The 16,232-nt window shown below is 73.2% G+C and carries 19 protein-coding genes; 7 read left to right on the top strand and 12 right to left on the bottom strand.

The window, feature by feature from the left end; all coding sequences use genetic code 11:
• The first annotated feature begins 6 nt into the window (after window positions 1-6).
• The gene (gene tatB, locus ABZ805_RS15485; RefSeq protein ID WP_358439986.1) at window positions 7-426 is read left to right on the top strand and encodes a Sec-independent protein translocase protein TatB; all 420 of its coding nucleotides are present in this window, start codon (window positions 7-9) and stop codon (window positions 424-426) included.
• On the opposite strand, the gene ABZ805_RS15480 is transcribed toward tatB, so the two are convergent.
• A complete protein-coding gene (locus ABZ805_RS15480) occupies window positions 405-1,631 on the bottom strand; it encodes an MFS transporter (RefSeq protein WP_358439983.1) in 1,227 nt (408 codons plus the stop codon). The two genes, tatB and ABZ805_RS15480, sit on opposite strands and share 22 nt — an antisense overlap.
• A 63-nt stretch (window positions 1,632-1,694) precedes the next feature.
• On the opposite strand from ABZ805_RS15480, the gene ABZ805_RS15475 reads away from it, so the two are divergent.
• The gene (locus ABZ805_RS15475; RefSeq protein WP_358439980.1) at window positions 1,695-2,633 is read left to right on the top strand and encodes a LysR family transcriptional regulator; all 939 of its coding nucleotides are present in this window, start codon (window positions 1,695-1,697) and stop codon (window positions 2,631-2,633) included.
• Window positions 2,634-2,690: 57 nt separating this feature from the next.
• Here ABZ805_RS15475 and ABZ805_RS15470 read toward each other — a convergent pair whose 3' ends face one another.
• A complete protein-coding gene (locus ABZ805_RS15470; RefSeq protein WP_358439977.1) occupies window positions 2,691-4,268 on the bottom strand; it encodes a leucyl aminopeptidase family protein in 1,578 nt (525 codons plus the stop codon).
• A gap of 133 nt (window positions 4,269-4,401) precedes the next feature.
• Window positions 4,402-4,569, bottom strand: coding sequence for a DUF3117 domain-containing protein (locus ABZ805_RS15465; RefSeq protein ID WP_009949794.1), 168 nt, complete (start codon window positions 4,567-4,569; stop codon window positions 4,402-4,404).
• Between the two features lie 375 nt (window positions 4,570-4,944).
• On the opposite strand from ABZ805_RS15465, the gene ABZ805_RS15460 reads away from it, so the two are divergent.
• Window positions 4,945-5,733 (top strand): enoyl-CoA hydratase-related protein, encoded by a 789-nt coding sequence (locus ABZ805_RS15460; protein ID WP_358439974.1) that lies wholly within the window; start codon window positions 4,945-4,947, stop codon window positions 5,731-5,733.
• 87 nt (window positions 5,734-5,820) lie between these two features.
• Here the strand turns inward: ABZ805_RS15460 and ABZ805_RS15455 are convergent, their stop codons facing one another.
• From ABZ805_RS15455 to ABZ805_RS15445, 3 genes are all read right to left on the bottom strand, one after another.
• The gene (locus ABZ805_RS15455) at window positions 5,821-6,276 is read right to left on the bottom strand and encodes an SRPBCC family protein (RefSeq protein ID WP_358439971.1); all 456 of its coding nucleotides are present in this window, start codon (window positions 6,274-6,276) and stop codon (window positions 5,821-5,823) included.
• A 5-nt stretch (window positions 6,277-6,281) separates the two neighbouring features.
• Window positions 6,282-6,623: a DivIVA domain-containing protein gene (locus tag ABZ805_RS15450; RefSeq protein WP_358439968.1), complete on the bottom strand. Its 342-nt coding sequence runs from the start codon at window positions 6,621-6,623 to the stop codon at window positions 6,282-6,284.
• Between the two features lie 61 nt (window positions 6,624-6,684).
• Window positions 6,685-7,023, bottom strand: a complete 339-nt coding sequence (locus ABZ805_RS15445) for a helix-turn-helix transcriptional regulator (RefSeq protein ID WP_358439965.1) — start codon at window positions 7,021-7,023, stop codon at window positions 6,685-6,687.
• A gap of 340 nt (window positions 7,024-7,363) precedes the next feature.
• Between ABZ805_RS15445 and ABZ805_RS15440 the strand changes: the two genes are divergently transcribed.
• The gene (locus ABZ805_RS15440) at window positions 7,364-7,723 is read left to right on the top strand and encodes a hypothetical protein (protein WP_358439963.1); all 360 of its coding nucleotides are present in this window, start codon (window positions 7,364-7,366) and stop codon (window positions 7,721-7,723) included.
• 212 nt (window positions 7,724-7,935) lie between these two features.
• On the opposite strand, the gene folP is transcribed toward ABZ805_RS15440, so the two are convergent.
• From folP to ABZ805_RS15425, 3 genes are read right to left on the bottom strand one after another with little or no spacing between them, the layout of a single operon-like run.
• Window positions 7,936-8,814, bottom strand: coding sequence for a dihydropteroate synthase (gene folP / locus ABZ805_RS15435; RefSeq protein ID WP_358439960.1), 879 nt, complete (start codon window positions 8,812-8,814; stop codon window positions 7,936-7,938).
• Window positions 8,815-8,860: 46 nt separating this feature from the next.
• On the bottom strand, window positions 8,861-9,424 hold the full coding sequence (locus ABZ805_RS15430) for a TIGR00730 family Rossman fold protein (protein ID WP_358439958.1): 564 nt from the start codon (window positions 9,422-9,424) through the stop codon (window positions 8,861-8,863).
• Complete coding sequence (locus tag ABZ805_RS15425) at window positions 9,421-10,197, bottom strand: TIGR00730 family Rossman fold protein (protein WP_358439955.1); 777 nt, start codon at window positions 10,195-10,197, stop codon at window positions 9,421-9,423. The genes ABZ805_RS15430 and ABZ805_RS15425 overlap by 4 nt, the downstream gene beginning before the upstream one ends.
• 199 nt (window positions 10,198-10,396) lie before the next feature.
• Here ABZ805_RS15425 and ABZ805_RS15420 point away from each other — a divergent pair, with 199 nt between their 5' ends.
• Window positions 10,397-11,305: a slipin family protein gene (locus tag ABZ805_RS15420; protein ID WP_358439953.1), complete on the top strand. Its 909-nt coding sequence runs from the start codon at window positions 10,397-10,399 to the stop codon at window positions 11,303-11,305.
• On the opposite strand, the gene dapE is transcribed toward ABZ805_RS15420, so the two are convergent.
• Window positions 11,286-12,362, bottom strand: a complete 1,077-nt coding sequence (gene dapE / locus ABZ805_RS15415; RefSeq protein WP_358439950.1) for a succinyl-diaminopimelate desuccinylase — start codon at window positions 12,360-12,362, stop codon at window positions 11,286-11,288. The two genes, ABZ805_RS15420 and dapE, sit on opposite strands and share 20 nt — an antisense overlap.
• 183 nt (window positions 12,363-12,545) lie before the next feature.
• On the opposite strand from dapE, the gene dapD reads away from it, so the two are divergent.
• Together dapD and ABZ805_RS15405 are read left to right on the top strand one after the other, a co-directional pair.
• Window positions 12,546-13,532 (top strand): 2,3,4,5-tetrahydropyridine-2,6-dicarboxylate N-succinyltransferase, encoded by a 987-nt coding sequence (dapD, locus tag ABZ805_RS15410; protein WP_358439948.1) that lies wholly within the window; start codon window positions 12,546-12,548, stop codon window positions 13,530-13,532.
• A gap of 66 nt (window positions 13,533-13,598) precedes the next feature.
• A complete protein-coding gene (locus ABZ805_RS15405; RefSeq protein ID WP_358439945.1) occupies window positions 13,599-14,516 on the top strand; it encodes a CHAD domain-containing protein in 918 nt (305 codons plus the stop codon).
• Between the two features lie 139 nt (window positions 14,517-14,655).
• Here ABZ805_RS15405 and dapC read toward each other — a convergent pair whose 3' ends face one another.
• Window positions 14,656-15,759 (bottom strand): succinyldiaminopimelate transaminase, encoded by a 1,104-nt coding sequence (dapC, locus tag ABZ805_RS15400; RefSeq protein ID WP_358439942.1) that lies wholly within the window; start codon window positions 15,757-15,759, stop codon window positions 14,656-14,658.
• Window positions 15,756-16,076, bottom strand: coding sequence for a ferredoxin (fdxA, locus tag ABZ805_RS15395; protein WP_224956059.1), 321 nt, complete (start codon window positions 16,074-16,076; stop codon window positions 15,756-15,758). The genes dapC and fdxA overlap by 4 nt, the downstream gene beginning before the upstream one ends.
• Window positions 16,077-16,232 lie beyond the last annotated feature (156 nt).

Here is a 16,232-nt window from a genome sequence, read left to right as displayed (position 1 = left end):
TCCGAGGTGTTCGACAGCATCGGCTGGGGTGAGATCCTGGTCCTCATCGTGGTCGGTCTGTTCATCCTCGGTCCGGACCGGTTGCCCGAGGGCGCCGCGTGGCTGGGCAAGACGATCCGGCAGGTCAAGCAGTACGCCACCGGGGCGAGGGAGCACCTGCGCTCCGAGCTGGGCCCCGAATTCGACGAGCTGCGCAAGCCGTTGGAGGACCTGCGCGGCATCCGCGACTTCAACCCGCGCAGCGCGGTCACCAAGCACCTGTTCGACGGGGAGAACCCGCTCGACCCGCCGCTGAACGGGAACGGGACCGGCACGAACGGCAGCGGTACCGCCGCGAAGCCGCCGACCCCGGCCGCGCAGCCCCCGAAGCCGCAGCAACCGCTGGAGCAGGGCGAGCGCCCCCCTTACGACTCCGACGCGACCTGAGCCTGAGCCGCCACCGGCTCCGCCCGCGCGGTTTCGGCGCGCCTGCCGCGCAGCACCGCGAGCCCGGCCAGCAGCATCGAGCAGCCGAGCACGATCGACATCCCGTTCCAGCCCCAGGCCGCGTAGGCGATGCCGCCGACCACGCCGCCGACGCTGCTGCCGCCGTAGTACGCGAGCTGGTACATCGCCGAGGCCTGGCCGCGCGCCGACGGTGACGCGAGCACTCCCACCCAGCCGCTGGCCACCGAGTGCGCCGCGAAGAACCCGCCGGTGAACACGACGAGCCCGGCCAGGATCACCACCAGGTTCCCGGCCAGCATCAGCAGCAGCCCCAGCAGCGCGGTGCCCAGCCCGGTCAGCAGCACCGGCCGCCGCCCCCACCGGTCGGCGAGCCCGCCCGCGACCGCGGAGGTCACGGTGCCCGCCGCGTAGGCCAGGAACGCGAGCGCGGCGAGCGCGGGCGGCACCGACAGCGGCGGTTCGACCAGCCGGAACCCGAGCACGTTGTAGACGGCCACGAACGCGCCCATGCCGAGTGCGGCGACGAGGAACGGCGGCCGCAGCGCCGGATCGGTGGCAGCGGCCCGCACGCCGACCAGCAGCGGCTTCCAGTGCAGTTCCTGCCGCCGCTGGTGGCGTTCCTTCGGCAGCAGCAGCACGAAACCGACGGTGCAGATCCCGGCGAGGACGGCGACGGCCGCGATCCCACCGGCCCACCCCGCGTAGTCCCCGGCGATGCCGCCGAGCAGCCGACCGGACATGCCGCCGACGGTGGTGCCCGCGACGTAGAGGCCCATCGTGGTGCCGAGGTCGCGCCCGCCCGTCTCGTCGGCGAGGTAGGCGGCGGCGACGGCGGCGATGCCCGCCACGGCCGCGCCCTGCACCAGCCGCAGCGCGACCAGCAGCGGGAAGTTCCCGATGAACGGCAGCAGCACGCCGATCGCTTCGGCGAGCAGCAGCGAGCCGACCATGATCCGCCGCCTGCCGTACACCTCGGACAGGGTGCCGAGCGGGATCGCCGCGATCGCCAGGCCGAGGGTGCCCGCCGAGACCAGCAGGGCCACGGTGCCGGGCGCGAGGCCGAAGGCGTCGGCGAACTGCGGCAGCACCGGTTGCGGGGCGTACAGCAGCGCGAACAGGGCCAGTGCGCCGATGAGCAGCGCGATCCTGATGCGGCGGATGCGGTTCAGGTCGTCGGTGAGCACATCGGCGACCGTAAGCCGAGCTAATTAATGCGTCCAATGCGCCGGAGGCCCACAATTCATGCCGTGCCGCATGAATCAGAGCCGCCGCTGGACGCCGCCCAGCTCACCGCCGATCTCGCCCCGACGCTGGACCTGCTGCGCACGGTCGCCGCCGAGGGGCATCTCACACGCGCGGCGGCCCGGCTCGGCGTCCCGCAGCCCACGGTGAGCCGCGCGCTGGCCAGGATCGCCGACCGCCTCGGCACCGACGTCGTCACGAAGGAGGGGCGCGGTGTCCGGCTCACCCGCACCGGGGCGCAACTGGCGGCCGCCGCCGAGCACGCCTACGCGGAGCTGGCGGACCGGTGCCGCGAGGTGGTCGAGGAGCTGGACCCGGACCGCGGCCGCATCTCGCTCGGCTTCCAGCACACCATGGGCAGCGCCCTCGTCCCGGAGCTGATCCGCGGTTTCCGCGCCGGGCATCCCGGGGTGCGGTTCCGGCTCGTGCAGGGGGCCAGGGACGACATGCTGGCGGGCGCCCTGGACGGCCGGCTCGACCTGTGCCTGGTCTCGCCGCTGCCGACCGGCGCCGAGTGGCGGTCGGTGGCGGTGGCGCGCGACGAGCTGGTCGCGGTGGTGCCACCCGGCCATCCGCTGGCCGAGCGCGCGGAGGTGCGGCTCGCGGAGCTGGCCGCCGAGGAGTTCGCGCTGATGAGCCCGGGCTACGGGTTGCGGCACATCGTCACCGAGCTCGCCGAGGCGGCCGAGGTGCCGCTGCGGCCCAGCTGGGAAGCGGAGGAGGTCGGCACCCTCCGCGGCCTGGTGGCCGCCGGTCTCGCCGTCACGCTGCTCCCCCGGGCCTTCGGTGGCGAGGTGGCGGGCACGGTGGAGATCTCGCTGTCCCCGGCCGCGCACCGCACGGTCGGGATGGCCTGGCCGGCCGGCCGCACCCCGCCGCCGGTGGTGCGCGCGTTCCGCGACCACGCCACGTCCCGGCCCGGAACGGTCACGTCCCTGCCCTGAACGGCAGCGATCCCGCGGGGATCGGGTCCACCGCGGGATCGCTCCGGTCCGGCTACCTCATCCGGCCAGCGAGGCGGCCAGTTCGACGAGGGTGCGGGCCGCGAAACCGGTCGCGCCCGGCACGACCTCGTCGTAGGACTTGTCCGCGCGCCCCGGGCCCGCGATGTCCAGGTGCGCCCACGGCACGTCGCCGATGAACTCGCGCAGGAACAGCGCGGCGGTGATCCCGCCCGGCCCCTGCGGCGCCTGCCGCACGTCGGCGAGCTCGCCGCGCACGTCGGCCGCGTGGTCCTCCAGCAGCGGCATCGGCCACCAGGACTCGCCGACCCGCTCGCCCGCCTCCCGCAGCGACCGGCCGAGCCGCTCGTCGGTGCTGAACAGGCCACCGGTGCGCAGCCCGAGCGCGACCTTCATCGCGCCGGTCAGCGTGGCCACGTCCACGAGGTAGTCCGGTTCGAGCCGGTCCACCGCGTAGGCCAGCGCGTCCGCGAGCACCATGCGCCCTTCGGCGTCGGTGTTGCCGACCTCGGTGGTCTTCCCGCCGTAGTGCCGCACCACGTCACCGGGCCGGTAGCTGCTGCCCGACACGTGGTTCTCCGCGGACGGCACCAGCGCCGTCACCCGCACCGGCAGCCGCAGCCGGGCGATGGACAGCAGGGCGCTGAGCACCGCGCCACCGCCTGCCATGTCGGTGCGCATCAGGTGCATGCCGTCGGCGGGCTTCAGCGACAGCCCGCCGGTGTCGAAGGTGATGCCCTTGCCGACCAGCACCAGGTGCGGACCGGACTTCACGCCTTCCGGACGCCACGCCAGTTCCAGCAGCCGCGGCGGGCTCGCCGAGCCGCCCCCGACGGCGAGCAGGCCGCCGAAGCCCTTGTCCGCCAGCCACTTCTCGTCCCGCACGGTCGCGGTGACGCCCTGCAGCGGACCCGCGAGCGCGGTGCCCGCACCGGCCAACCAGGCCGGGTTCTTCACGTTCGACGGTGCGTTGGCGAGGTCCCGGGTCAGCGAGGTGGCCGCGGCCAGCTCCTCCGCCCGGGCCACGGCCACGCGGAACGCGTCCGCGTCCGCCCCGCCGGGAACCACCAGTAAGGCCTTGCGCATCCGCGGCGCGGCCGGTTCCGCCGACACCCGGAACCGGTAGTCGCCCAGCGACACCCCGAGCGTCAACGCCGAGACGAGCTCGACGTCGGCGTCCGCGGGCAGCAGCACCTGGACGTACTCCGCGTCGGCCGCATCGCCCAGGTCCGCGGGGTCGTCGTCCGAGGCGACCCCTTCGCCGAGCTTGGCGCGCGCCGCCCGCGCGATCGACGCGCCGATCGCGCGCCAGTGGCCGGGTTCGCCGGAGCCCGCCCCGACGGCCCAGCCGAACCGCCCGTCGGCCAGCGGAACCGTGCGCACCTCGCCCACGGATGCGGTCACGCCCAGCGCTTCGAGCAGCGCGACGTCCACTCCCCACGGTTCGGCCGCTGCGGCCAGGTCGGGCCCGGAGACCCCGTCGAACACCGGCACCGCCGTCGGCACGCCGTCCCGCCACCGCGAGACCACGTCCACTTCGACCAGTGCCGTCGGGATCACCGGGAGCGCTGTCTGCTCCGGCGACCGCGACGAACCGAACACCGAGGAATCGGACACGGATTGAGATCCTTCCCGCACTCAAAGAGAAAAGGCCGTCTCGGCCACTCCACGGACACCGGCTCCGGCATCGAACTCGGATGCCAGAGCCGGTGAGACGATCGGGTGCACGCCGATCGCTTGCGCAGCGGCCTCAGCCGGTGGCAGATTCCAGGGCATCGCCCAGGTTCTTTGCCTCCTCCACCGACATCTCGACGACGAGCCGCCCACCGCCCTCAAGGGGGACGCGCATTACGATGCCGCGACCCTCCTTCGTCACCTCGAGGGGACCGTCACCGGTCCGGGGCTTCATGGCCGCCATAGCGTGCTCCCTCCGTGAACTCTTCCCACCCACTGATCGCCCACAACCAGCCGGGTCCGGTCCCATTCTCCCCCATCCGGACGCAGCCGCGAAACCGAACCGATCAACTCGTGTCGCTGTTGCGCTGGTCGAATGCCCGTGGCAGGTGGCAGACTCAGGCTCCGTGCGGGCTTTTTCCGGGCTTTTCGGCTCTCCGCACGGCCACCCGTGCGGGCGTCGTGCGGCGGCAGCGGCATTCCCGGCCGACCGTCCAGTCAGGACCTCCTCCGCGCCGCGCTCCGTGATCGACCCGGCACCGCCCGTGCGCGGTCCACTGTGGATGCGCTGGTCAGGGCGGCCGCGGCCCGCACCTCCCAGGCGACGAAAGGGCGAGAAGTGTCCGATGTACTGCTGACCCGCGACACCGGTGGCGTGCGACTGCTCACGCTCAACCGGCCGGAGTCGTTCAACGCGCTCAACGTCGAGCTCAAGCTCGCGCTGGTCGGCGCCCTGCGCGAGGCCGCAGCCGACGACGCGGTGCGCGCGGTGGTGCTCACCGGCAGCGGGCGCTCGTTCTGCGCGGGCCAGGACCTCAAGGAGCACATCGCGCAGCTGCAAGCGGACGACCCGAGTCCACTGAAGACGGTGGAGGAGCACTACAACCCGCTGATCAGGGCGGTGGTGACCATGCCGAAGCCGGTCATCTCCGCGGTCAACGGCAGCGCGGCCGGGGCGGGCGCCTCGCTGGCGTTCGCGAGCGACCTGCGGATCGCCTCGGCGGACGCGAAGTTCCTGATGGCCTTCGCCAACGTCGGGCTGTCGACGGATTCCGGCGCGTCCTGGACGCTGCCGCGGCTGATCGGCTACGGACGGGCGATGGAACTGCTGCTGCTGGCCGAACCGGTCGCCGCCGAAGAGGCGCTGCGCATCGGCATGGTCAACCGGGTGGTCGACCAGGGCCAGGCCACCGAGGCGGCGATGGAGCTCGCCGCGCGGATGGCGACCGGCCCCACCAGCGCTTTCGCCCGGATCAAGGAGACGGTCCGCGCGGCGGCCGCCGAGGGCATCGACGAGGCGCTGGACGTGGAGGCGGGCGCGCAGAACGAGGCGGGCAGCACAGCCGACCACCGCGAGGCGGTGGCTGCGTTCGTGGAGAAGCGGACGCCGAACTTCACCGGGCACTGACCCGCGCCGCGGGCCGTCCGCCGGGCGGCCCGCGCCGGATCACCCGGTGCGCTCAAGATCACTCGGCAAGCGCCGGATCACGCCGGATCACCCGGTGCGCGGCCGGTACTCCGGGCAGAACTCGGCGAACCGGTCCAGCGACCGCCGCAGGCCCCAGCTGAACGCGGGCCGCACCACCGGCCACAGCGCGCCGGTCCCGGCGGGCGCCGACAGGTCCTCCCACCACACGAAGGTCGACTCGTCGGCCTTGCAGTGCGCGATCACCCGGAAACCGCCCTCCCCGGACACCAGGGCGCCGGTGTGGCGGACCCGGCAGCACAGCGGCCGCCGCATCTCGATGATCTCCATGGTGTCCAGGAAGCCGACCCCCCGCAGCCCGGTGAACGCGGCCAGCGTGGTGCCGAGGCCGCCGTCGCCGCGGACCACGTGCACCGAGGTGCCGAGCATCCACTCGCCCTGCCGCGACCAGTCGGTCGCCGCCGCCCACACCTGTTCCGGTGCGGCGCGCACCGGTACCTCCAGCCGCAGTTGCGCATTGCCCACCCGACTCACTCCTCCTGGTCGACCGACCGGGCGCGCTGCAGCTGATCGCCCGCGATGTCGAGCTGCCGCTGCAGGACGGCGACCTGGCCGCGCAGGTCGTCGATCTCGTTGGCCAGCCGCTCCAGCGCCCAGTCCACCTCGGCAGCCTTGTACCCGCGCACGACCTGTTGAAACCGCAGCGAGCGCACGTCGGCGCCTTCGACGTCGACGGCGGGCAGTCTGGTCGGCGTCGCTCCGGGCGGCAGCGCCTCCAGCTGCTCCCCCCGCCCGAAGACCAGGGCAGCGAGCAGGTAGATCACCGCGGCGACCACGAGCACGACGAACAGGTAGATCAGCGCACTAGCCACGGTCCGATCGTGGCACGCCCGCCCCGCCGGGCGGCAGCAGACCTCGCCGGTGCGGCCGCGCTCAGCCCTGGGCCGGGATGACCTTGCCTTCGAGGACGCCTTCGATGGCCGAGGTGAACTCGCGCCACGCGCGGCGTTCCGCGCGCAGCGCCTCCGCGCCGGAGGGGGTGAGCCGGTAGGTGCGGCGCTGCCTGCCGCCGACGGTACTCCAGGCGCTGGTGACGTAGCCGGCGCGCTCCAGCCTGCGCAGCGCCGGGTACACGGTGCCCGTCGGGAGGTCCAGCGCACCACCGCTGCGCTGCTGCAACGCCTCGATGATCGCGTACCCGTGCAGCTGTCTGCCGTCCAGGGTCGCCAGCAGCAGCGCGTCGAGGTGTCCGCGGAGCGCATCAGCCTTCACAGGTAGCGACTCTACGGTCATTCGCCACCACTGTCACCGTTCCGGCACAAGGGGACCTTGGTCCTTTCCCGATTCCTCTGCCGGTGAGTTCGATCACTCACCCGGGTGGTCGGGTTTCGCGGCGAACGGAGCCGTCCCGGTTCCGCCGACCGGCGGGTGGGGAGATCGCGTTTCGTGACCGGCCCGGCGAGACCGTCGCCCCGTTCGTGGGGCATTGCTCGACCGAACGAGTGGATCGATTCACGAGCACCGCATCGCCGCTCCCCGGCGGCAGCACACTGCGGATCACCAGACGCGCCCCGAGCCGGGCGCGTGCCGACGAGGAGGCCAGGAGGTCGGCGTGCGCGACGACAGCGAACGACAAGCCACCGGTTCGATCGACGACCGGGAGGTCGTCCTGCCCGCTCCCCGCCGCAGGCCCGACGCGGCACCGAGCTCGCTGTCGGTCCGGTCGAGCCTCGACGACCTGCGGGTGCGCATCGCCGCGCTGGTGGAGGCGGTGCACAACCTGCCCGCCACCGGCCTGGAGCTGGACGAGGCGCAGTGGCGCATCGACGAGCTCGCCCAGGAGATCAACCGCCCGTACCCGAGTCAGCCGCGGGTGCGCTCCCGCTGGCTGCGGCTCGCCCCGCTGCTCACCGAGCTCGACGCCGCGCTCCCCGTCGCCGCCACCGGCCGGATGATCGACGACGCCTTCTGACCGGCGGTGACCGCACCCGGCGGGTCGTGCCCGGCGTCCGACCGGCGGCGGAGCCGCTGAGCGGCGACCACCTGAGCGGCAGGACCCCGCCCGCCGGATGCTCGCGAGGACGGCGGGCTCTCCCGCGGTCGAGCCGGTGACGGCGGTCCCGCAGCGAGAACCCCGCTGAGCTTCCGCCCCGTTCCGCGGTGCAAGCCCGAACCCCGAGGAGGTCAGGCGAGGGCGCGCAGCACGTGGTGCGGTGGGGTGGTCCCGGCGATCGCCGCGACCATGTCCAGGACCCGCCGGGTCTCGGCGACGTGGTGCGCGCGGAACACGCGCGCACCGCCCCAGGCGGCGACGGCGGTGGCGGCGAGGGTGCCCTCCAGCCGCTCGCCCACCTCGGCGTCGAGGGTCTCGCCGATGAAGTCCTTGTTCGACAGCGCCATCAGCACCGGCCACCCGGTGTCGGCGAGCTCGGACACCCGCCGCACCAGTTCGAGCCCGTGCCAGGTGTTCTTGCCGAAGTCGTGCGTCGGGTCGATCAGCACTCCGCAGCGCGGCACGCCGAGCGCGACCGCGGCTTCGGCGCATTCGACCAGCTCGGCGACGACCTGGCCGACCACGTCCGGGTAGCGCACCCGGTACGGATCGGTGCGCGGCGGCAGCCCACCGGTGTGCGAGCACACGACACCCACGCCGAACTCGGCGGCGACCCGAGCCACGTCGGGATCCGCGCCGGCCCAGGTGTCGTTGAGCAGGTCGGCGCCCGCTTCGCACACCCGCCTGGCGACATCGCCGCGCCAGGTGTCGACGCTGATCACCAGCCGGGGATGCCGCTCGCGGACCGCGGCCACGAACGGCACCACCCGCCGGGACTCCTCGTCGGCACCGACCCGTTCGCCCTGCGCCCCGGCGCGGACCCCGCCGATGTCGACGATGTCGGCGCCGTCGGCGACCGCGGCGTCCACGGCCGCCAGCGCGGCGTCGGCGGCGAACGTGGCGCCGCGGTCGAAGAACGAGTCGCGGGTGCGGTTGACGATGGCCATGACCAGCGGCCGGTCCGCCGCCACGTCCTTGTCCCCGAAGCGCAGCGCGGGCTGAGTCGTCATGCTCCCGATCCTGGCACGACCGGGTGCGGCGCCCGCCCGCGCCGGTTCAGCGGGACGGCACCGCGCAGGCGTCCAGCGCCGCTTCCACCTCGGTGACCACGACCAGCGCGTCCAGCGAGCGCTGCGAGGCGAACCCGTCGGCGACGAGCCTGCGCACCCAGGCGAGCATCCCGTCGTAGTGCCCGTCGGGGTCGAGGATCACGACCGGCTTCTCGTGCATGCCGATGTACCGGGACGTCCACACCTCGAACAACTCCTCGCAGGTGCCGATGCCGCCGGGCAGGGTGAGGAACGCCGAGGCGTGCGCGTCCATCAGGCCCTTGCGCTCGCGCATGGTGTCGACGACGAGGAGCTCGTCGGCATCGTCGTCGGCGACCTCCCGGTCCACCAGGGCGCGCGGGATGACGCCCACGGTGCGGGCACCGCCGGCGCGGGTCGCCCGCGCCACCTCACCCATCATCGAGACGCGCCCGCCACCGGAGACGAGCGTCCAGCCGCGCTTGGCGATGCCGGTGCCGACCTCGGCCGCGAGGTCCAGGTACCGCTGGTCCACCGGTCCGGAGGCGCAGTACACCGCGACCGCGTTCCCGGTGGTCTCCTGCTCGCTCAATGCGCCGCCTCCCAAGCCTGGTATGCCTCTTCCACGATGCGCACCGCATCCTCCACATCATCGGTCAGGTGCAGCAGGGCCAGGTCCTTCTCACCGACCTTGCCGGACGCGAGCATCGTGTCCCGCACCCAGTCGTAGAGGCCTTGCCAGTAGGACCGGCCGAACAGCACCACGGGGAACTTCGTGACCTTCTTGGTCTGCACCAGGGTGAGCGCCTCGAACAGCTCGTCCATCGTGCCGAACCCGCCGGGCAGGCAGATGAAGGCCTGGGCGTACTTGATGAACATGGTCTTCCGGGCGAAGAAGTACCGGAAGTTCACCCCGAGGTCCACCCACGGGTTGAGCCCCTGCTCGAAGGGCAGCTCGATGCCGAGACCGACCGACAGCCCGCCCGCCTCGGACGCGCCCCGGTTCGCCGCCTCCATGGTGCCCGGTCCGCCGCCGGTGATCACGGCGCAGCCGATGTCGGCCATGGCCGCGCCCAGCCGCACGCCCATCTCGTACTCGGGGTGTTCGCGCGGGGTGCGGGCGGATCCGAAGATGGTCACCGCGCGCGGGACCTCGGCCAGCGCGCCGAACCCCTCCACGAACTCCGATTGGATGCGCATGACCCGCCACGGGTCGGTGTGCACCCAGTCGGTGGGGCCGCGCGAGTCCAGCAGCCGCTGGTCGGTCGTCGTCGGTTCGTGCAGGCGGGAGCGGCGCAGCACGACCGGTCCGCGTCGCTTCTCCTGCGGGCGCTCGGCGCCGTTCGGTGAACCCTCGATCGTCATGGGTCGAGGGTAAGCAGGCGCCGGAGAACTCCAGGTGCCGCGCCGGTGACCACGTGGTGCCGTCCGGTCTCACGACCGGCGAAGGGCCTCGGTGACCTGCGCGAACCCGCCCGCGCGGCGGCTCGCGGGCGTACCGTGGGCGGTACGACGACCGAGCGGTGCCCCGGCGGGTCGGCGGTACCGCGGTCAGGGGGCGGCCATGCTCATCGAACTGCTCGTCATCGTCCTGGTCATCGGCGTGATCGGCACGGCTTCCGCGGCGCGGATCATCACGCAGTACGAGCGGGGCGTCGTGTTCCGCTTCGGCAGGCTCCAGGAATCGGTGCGCGGTCCCGGCCTCACCTTCGTGGTGCCCGGGGTGGACCGGTTGCGGAAGGTGAACCTGCAGATCATCACCATGCCGGTGCCCGCGCAGGAGGGCATCACCCGGGACAACATCACGGTGCGGGTGGACGCGGTGGTGTACTTCAACGTCACCGATCCGGCACGCGCGCTGGTCAACGTGGAGGACTACCTGTTCGCGATGGGCCAGGTCGCGCAATCCTCGCTGCGCTCGATCATCGGCAAGAGCGACCTGGACGACCTGCTGTCGAACCGGGAGCGGCTGAACCAGGGCCTCGAAGTGATGATCGACAACCCGGCACTGCACTGGGGCGTGCACATCGACCGGGTGGAGATCAAGGACGTGTCGCTGCCGGAGTCGATGAAGCGCTCCATCGCCCGGCAGGCCGAGGCGGAGCGGGAGCGGCGCTCGCGGATCATCGCCGCCGACGGCGAGTTCCAGGCGTCCCGCAAGCTGTCCGAGGCGGCGGGCGTCATGGCCGACGCCCCGGCCGCGTTGCAGCTGCGGCTGCTGGAGACCGTGGTCGAGGTGGCGGCGGAGAAGAACTCGACGCTGGTGCTGCCGTTCCCGGTGGAGCTGCTGCGCTTCGTCGAGCACGCCCAGCACACCGCGGCCGGGCCCGCACCGGAGCAGCGCCGGGACGAGCCCCGCCCCGGCGCGATCGACCAGGTCCCGGACCCGGCGGGCGTGCCCGACGTCGAAGGCGTCCCGCAGGTCCACGACGCCCGCATGGGGCCCGGGGTCCTCAGCTCAGGAAGCGGGTGAGCGCTTCGGCGCAGCTCAGGATCTGGGCGACGGGCACGTTCTCCTGCCGGGTGTGCGCCAGCGTCGGCGAACCGGGGCCGAAGTTCACCGCGGGCATTCCGCGCGCGGCGAACCGGGCCACGTCGGTCCAGCCCAGCTTCGCGATCGGTTCCCCGCCCGCAGCCGCGACGAGTTCGGCGGCGGCGGGCGAGCTCAGACCGGGCAGCGCACCGCCGGAGGCGTCGACGACGGTGACGTCGAAGCCGTCGAACACCTCGCGGACGTGGGCTTCTGCTTCGGCGAGCGTCTTGTCGGGGGCGAAGCGGTGGTTGACCGCGACGAGGCACGCGTCGGGCACCACGTTGCCCGCGACGCCACCTTCGATCCGCACCGCCTGCAGGCCTTCGTGGTACTGCAGGCCGTCGATCACCGGCTGCCGCGGCACGTAGTCCAGCAGCCTGCGCAGGATCGGCTCGGCCGCGTGGATCGCGTTCTCCCCCATCCACGCGCGCGCGGTGTGCGCGCGGGCCCCGCTGGTGCGGATCTCCACCCGCAACGTGCCCTGGCAGCCCGCTTCGATGCCCGCGTTGGACGGTTCGCCGACGATCGCCAGGTCGCCGTCCAGCCAGTCCGGCAGTTCCCGCTCGATCCGGTTCAGCCCGTTGTGCTCGGCGGCGATCTCCTCGCAGTCGTAGAACACGAAGGTGAGGTCGTGGCGCGGTTCCGGCAGCGTCGCGGCCACGTGCAGCAGGACGGCGTCGCCGCCCTTCATGTCCACGGTCCCGCAGCCGTGCAGCACCTCGTCGGCACCGGATCCGGTGCGCCGGGACGGCAGGTTGTCGTTGATCGGCACGGTGTCGAGGTGACCGGCGAGCAGCACCCGGGAGTCCCGCCCCAGGTCGGTGCGGGCCAGCACGGCGTCGCCGTTGCGCACCACTTCCAGGTGCGGCGCCTGGGTGCGCAGCGCGTGCTCCACGGCGTCGGCGAGGCGCCGCTCGTCCCGGGAGACGCTGGGGACGTCCACCAACGCGGCGGTCAGGTCGACGGGATCGGCGCGGAGATCGAGTAGGTCGGTCACCCGCCGCAGGCTACCCGTGGCGGCACCGGCGGCGCCCGTCCCCGCGCAGTCCACGGTGGACGGTCCGGCGGGCGGAATCCGCCCTCGCTCGGCGCGATCGCGTGCTCACGAATCGTGCCGATGCCGCCCGCCGAGCCGACCCCTGCAGGGCACTGCCACCACGCGCCGATTACCGTTTTTCGCATGAGCGCGCAGACACCCGACCCGCAGAGCACCGGCGCCCACGGCATCGGCCTGGCCACCGTCACCGACGACGGCACCGTGCTGGACACCTGGTTCCCCACCGTCAAGCTCGGCGAGCCCGGCGAATCCCGCACCACCCGGCTGACCGGCGAGGAAGCGGTGCAGTCCCTGGGCCAGGCCGGGGCGGCACTGCTCGGCCGCGACGACGCCCGCGGCGTGGACGTCGTCGCCGTGCGCACCGAGATCGGCAGGCTCTCCGACGAGCCCGCCGACACCCACGACATCTACCTGCGGCTGCACCTGCTCTCGCACCGCCTGGTCCGCCCGCACGGGCAGAACCTGGACGGCATGTTCGGGCTGCTGTCCAACGTCGTGTGGACCAACCACGGCCCGTGCCCGGTGGAGGGCTTCGAGGCGACCCGGCTGCGGCTGCGGGCCCGCGGCCCGGTCACCGTGCACAGCGTCGACAAGTTCCCCCGGATGGTCGACTACGTGACGCCGTCCGGCGTGCGCATCGGCGACGCGGACCGGGTGCGGCTGGGCGCGCACCTGGCCAGCGGCAGCACCGTGATGCACGAGGGCTTCGTGAACTTCAACGCGGGCACCCTCGGCGCGTCGATGGTCGAGGGCCGGATCTCCGCGGGCGTCGTCGTCGGCGACGGCTCCGACATCGGCGGTGGTGCCTCGGTGATGGGCACCCTGTCCGGTGGCGGCAAGGAGGTCATCTCCATCGGTGAGCGCTGCCTGATCGGCGCCAACGGCGGCATCGGCATCACCCTCGGCGACGACTGCGTGGTGGAGGCCGGGCTGTACGTCACCGCGGGCACCAAGGTCTCGCTGCCGGACGGCACCCTGACCAAGGCCCGCGAGCTGTCCGGTTCCGACGGCCTGCTGTTCCTGCGCAACTCCGGCACCGGCGCGGTGGAAGTCCGCCCGCGCGCCGGTGGCAAGGTCGAGCTGAACGCGGCGCTGCACGCGAACGACTGACCGCTACGCCGATCCGACCACCGAAGGGCGGGGGTTCACCGGCCCCGGATCGGCGACACTGGTGGTATGAACCACGCCGCAGGTGCGTCCGGCCTGCCACCCGAACCGCGGGTGGCGGGCCGGTCGGACCCGATCGCCGAGCACGTCCGCGCGGCGCTGGAACTCCGCGCGCGGGACCTGCTGGACGGCGAACCCGGCGCCAAGAGCGGCGAATCCGCCGAACCCGTGCACCGGATGCGGATCGCGGTGCGCCGGATGCGGGCGGTGCTGCGGGCCGCCGCGCCTTTCCTCGACCAGAGCAGGCCGGAACACCTGCGCGCGGAGCTGCGCTGGCTGGGCCGCGAGCTCGGCGCCGTCCGCGACCTGGACGTGCTGCTGGCCCGGCTGCACCGCGACGTGGCCGATCTCGACGTGGCGCACCGGGAATCCGCCCGCCCGCTGCTGGACGCCGTGGCGCGCGAGCACCGCGCGGCGCGGCGAACGCTGGTGGCCGTGCTGGACGGGGAGCGCTACCGGGCGCTGGTCGACGAGCTCGTCGCGGCCGTGCACGCGCCGCCGCCCACGTCCACCGCGGAGCACGACGCGGGGCGCGCGCTCCGGGCGCTCGTCGCCGAGCAGTACCGCGAGCTGCGCCGCGAGGTCGACGAGCTGGGCGCCCAGGCGACCGACGAGGAGCTGCACCGGCTCCGCGTCCTCGGCAAACGAGTGCGCTACACCGCGGAGCTCGCCGAACCGGTGCTCGGCAAGCCGATGCGGCGGCTGCTCGGCGCCGCCAAGCGGTTCCAGGACGTGCTCGGCGAAGTCCAGGACGCCCGGATCGCCGAAGAGCGGGTGCAGCGGCTGCTCCCCGACCTCGAACCGGACCTGGAGCTCGCGTTCGTGGCCGGTCGCCTCGTCGAGCGGGAGCACGCGCGGCGGGTCGAGCACCGGGCGCAGTGGTGGGAGTGCTGGCGCGAGCTGCGCAGCAGTGCCGCGAAGGTGTGAACTGCTGGCGCTTCGCTCCTCTTGCGGGGAGGGGCGGGTGGCGGAACCTCAGCGGTGCCGGTTGCTGTGGTGGTCGCTGCTCAGCGGCTGCGCCGCTGACAGGAAGGACGACTTGGCACGGTGCGGGTTGACGGTTTCGTCAGCCCAGGCGGGTCGCGGCGGCCTTGATCTGGTCGTCCGAGGCGGTCAGCGCGATGCGCACGTGCTGCTGCCCGCCCGGGCCGTAGAACGTGCCGGGCGCGACGAGGATGCCGTGCTGCGCCAGCAGGTCCACCGTCGCCCAGGCGTCCTCCCCGCGGGTGGCCCACAGGTACAGGCCGGCGCGCGAGTGCTCGATGGTGAACCCGGCGGCCTCCAGCGCGGGCCGCAGCACCGCGCGGCGGGCGGCGTACAGCTCGCGCTGCACCTCGACGTGCTCGTCGTCGAGCAGCGCCGCCGTCATCGCCTGCTGCACCGGCCGCGGCATGATCATCCCCGAGTGCTTGCGCAGCTCCAGCAGCTGCGCCACCAGGTCCGGGTCGCCCGTGACGAACCCGGCGCGGTAGCCCGCCAGGTTCGAGGACTTCGACAGCGAGTGCACCGCCAGGACCCCGGTGGGGTCCTCGCCGGTCACCGACGGGTGCAGCACCGACACCGGCTCCGCTTCCCAGCCCAGCGCCAGGTAGCACTCGTCGGAGGCCACCACGGCCCCGACCTCGCGGGCCGCGCGCACCGACTCGGCCAGCGCGGCCGCGTCGAGCACTCGGCCCGTCGGGTTGGACGGCGAGTTCAGCCACACCAGCGCGGTCCCCGCGGGCGGGGCCTCGCCCGGCGCGAGCCGGACCACCTCGGCACCGGCGATCTTGGCGCCGACGTCGTAGGTCGGGTACGCGAGCTCCGGGATCGCGACCACGTCACCGGGCCGCACGCCCAGCAGCGTCGGCAACCACGCGACCAGCTCCTTGGAGCCGATCGTGGGCAGCACCGCCGCCGGGTCGACGGTCACGCCGTGCCTGCGGGCCAGCGCCTCCACCGCGGCGGCGCGCAGTTCCGGCGTGCCGTGCGTCGCGGGGTAGCCGGGGACCTCGGAGACCGAGGCCAGCGCCGCGCGCAGCGGCTCCGGCACCGGGTCGACCGGGGTCCCGACCGACAGGTTCACCAGCCCGTCCGGGTGCGAGCGGGCCGTCGCGGTCTGGGCCGCCAGGGAATCCCACGGGAAATCCGGCAGTCGCGGACCGCGCGGCTCGCGCCTCTCGGAGGTCATTCTCCCTGCGGCGGCAGGCTGGTGACGGGCTCGACGTCCTTGTCGACCTTGCCGACCTTGGCCGCGCCGCCGGGCGAACCGAGCTCGTCGAAGAAGTCCACGTTCGCCTTGGTGTAGGCGCCCCACTCGTCCGGGACGTCGTCCTCGTAGTAGATGGCCTCCACCGGGCAGACCGGCTCGCAAGCACCGCAGTCGACGCACTCATCGGGGTGGATGTAGAGCATCCGCCCGCCCTCGTAGATGCAGTCGACAGGGCATTCCTCGATGCATGCCTTGTCGAGCACGTCGACGCAGGGCTCGGCGATCACGTAGGTCACGGTTGCTCTCCTGCTTGTTTCGATCCGGACCAGGCTTCCGCTACCCGGCCGATGCCAGTATCCCCCCGGCCCACCGCCGCGGACCAAGGCGGGTCCCCGTCGCACGGGCACCATTTCGACCATACTTCGGGCCGCCGAGGGCGGTAAACGGCATGA

The sequence above is a fragment of the Saccharopolyspora sp. NPDC047091 genome (assembly GCF_040643635.1).
In the GTDB taxonomy this organism is placed as follows: Bacteria; Actinomycetota; Actinomycetes; order Mycobacteriales; family Pseudonocardiaceae; genus Saccharopolyspora_C.
This window is presented reverse-complemented; position numbering and strand designations above follow the sequence as displayed.

Bases quoted from the DNA above. Each gene is read 5' to 3' on its own strand.
- folP (WP_358439960.1), bottom strand. From the start codon at position 8,814: ATGACGACTCAGCCCGCGCTGCGCTTCGGGGACAAGGACGTGGCGGCG.
- dapC (WP_358439942.1), bottom strand. From the start codon at position 15,759: ATGACCTCCGAGAGGCGCGAGCCGCGCGGTCCGCGACTGCCGGATTTC.
- dapD (WP_358439948.1), top strand. From the start codon at position 12,546: ATGAGCGCGCAGACACCCGACCCGCAGAGCACCGGCGCCCACGGCATC.
- ABZ805_RS15465 (WP_009949794.1), bottom strand. From the start codon at position 4,569: ATGGCGGCCATGAAGCCCCGGACCGGTGACGGTCCCCTCGAGGTGACG.
- ABZ805_RS15420 (WP_358439953.1), top strand. From the start codon at position 10,397: ATGCTCATCGAACTGCTCGTCATCGTCCTGGTCATCGGCGTGATCGGC.
- ABZ805_RS15425 (WP_358439955.1), bottom strand. From the start codon at position 10,197: ATGACGATCGAGGGTTCACCGAACGGCGCCGAGCGCCCGCAGGAGAAG.
- ABZ805_RS15405 (WP_358439945.1), top strand. From the start codon at position 13,599: ATGAACCACGCCGCAGGTGCGTCCGGCCTGCCACCCGAACCGCGGGTG.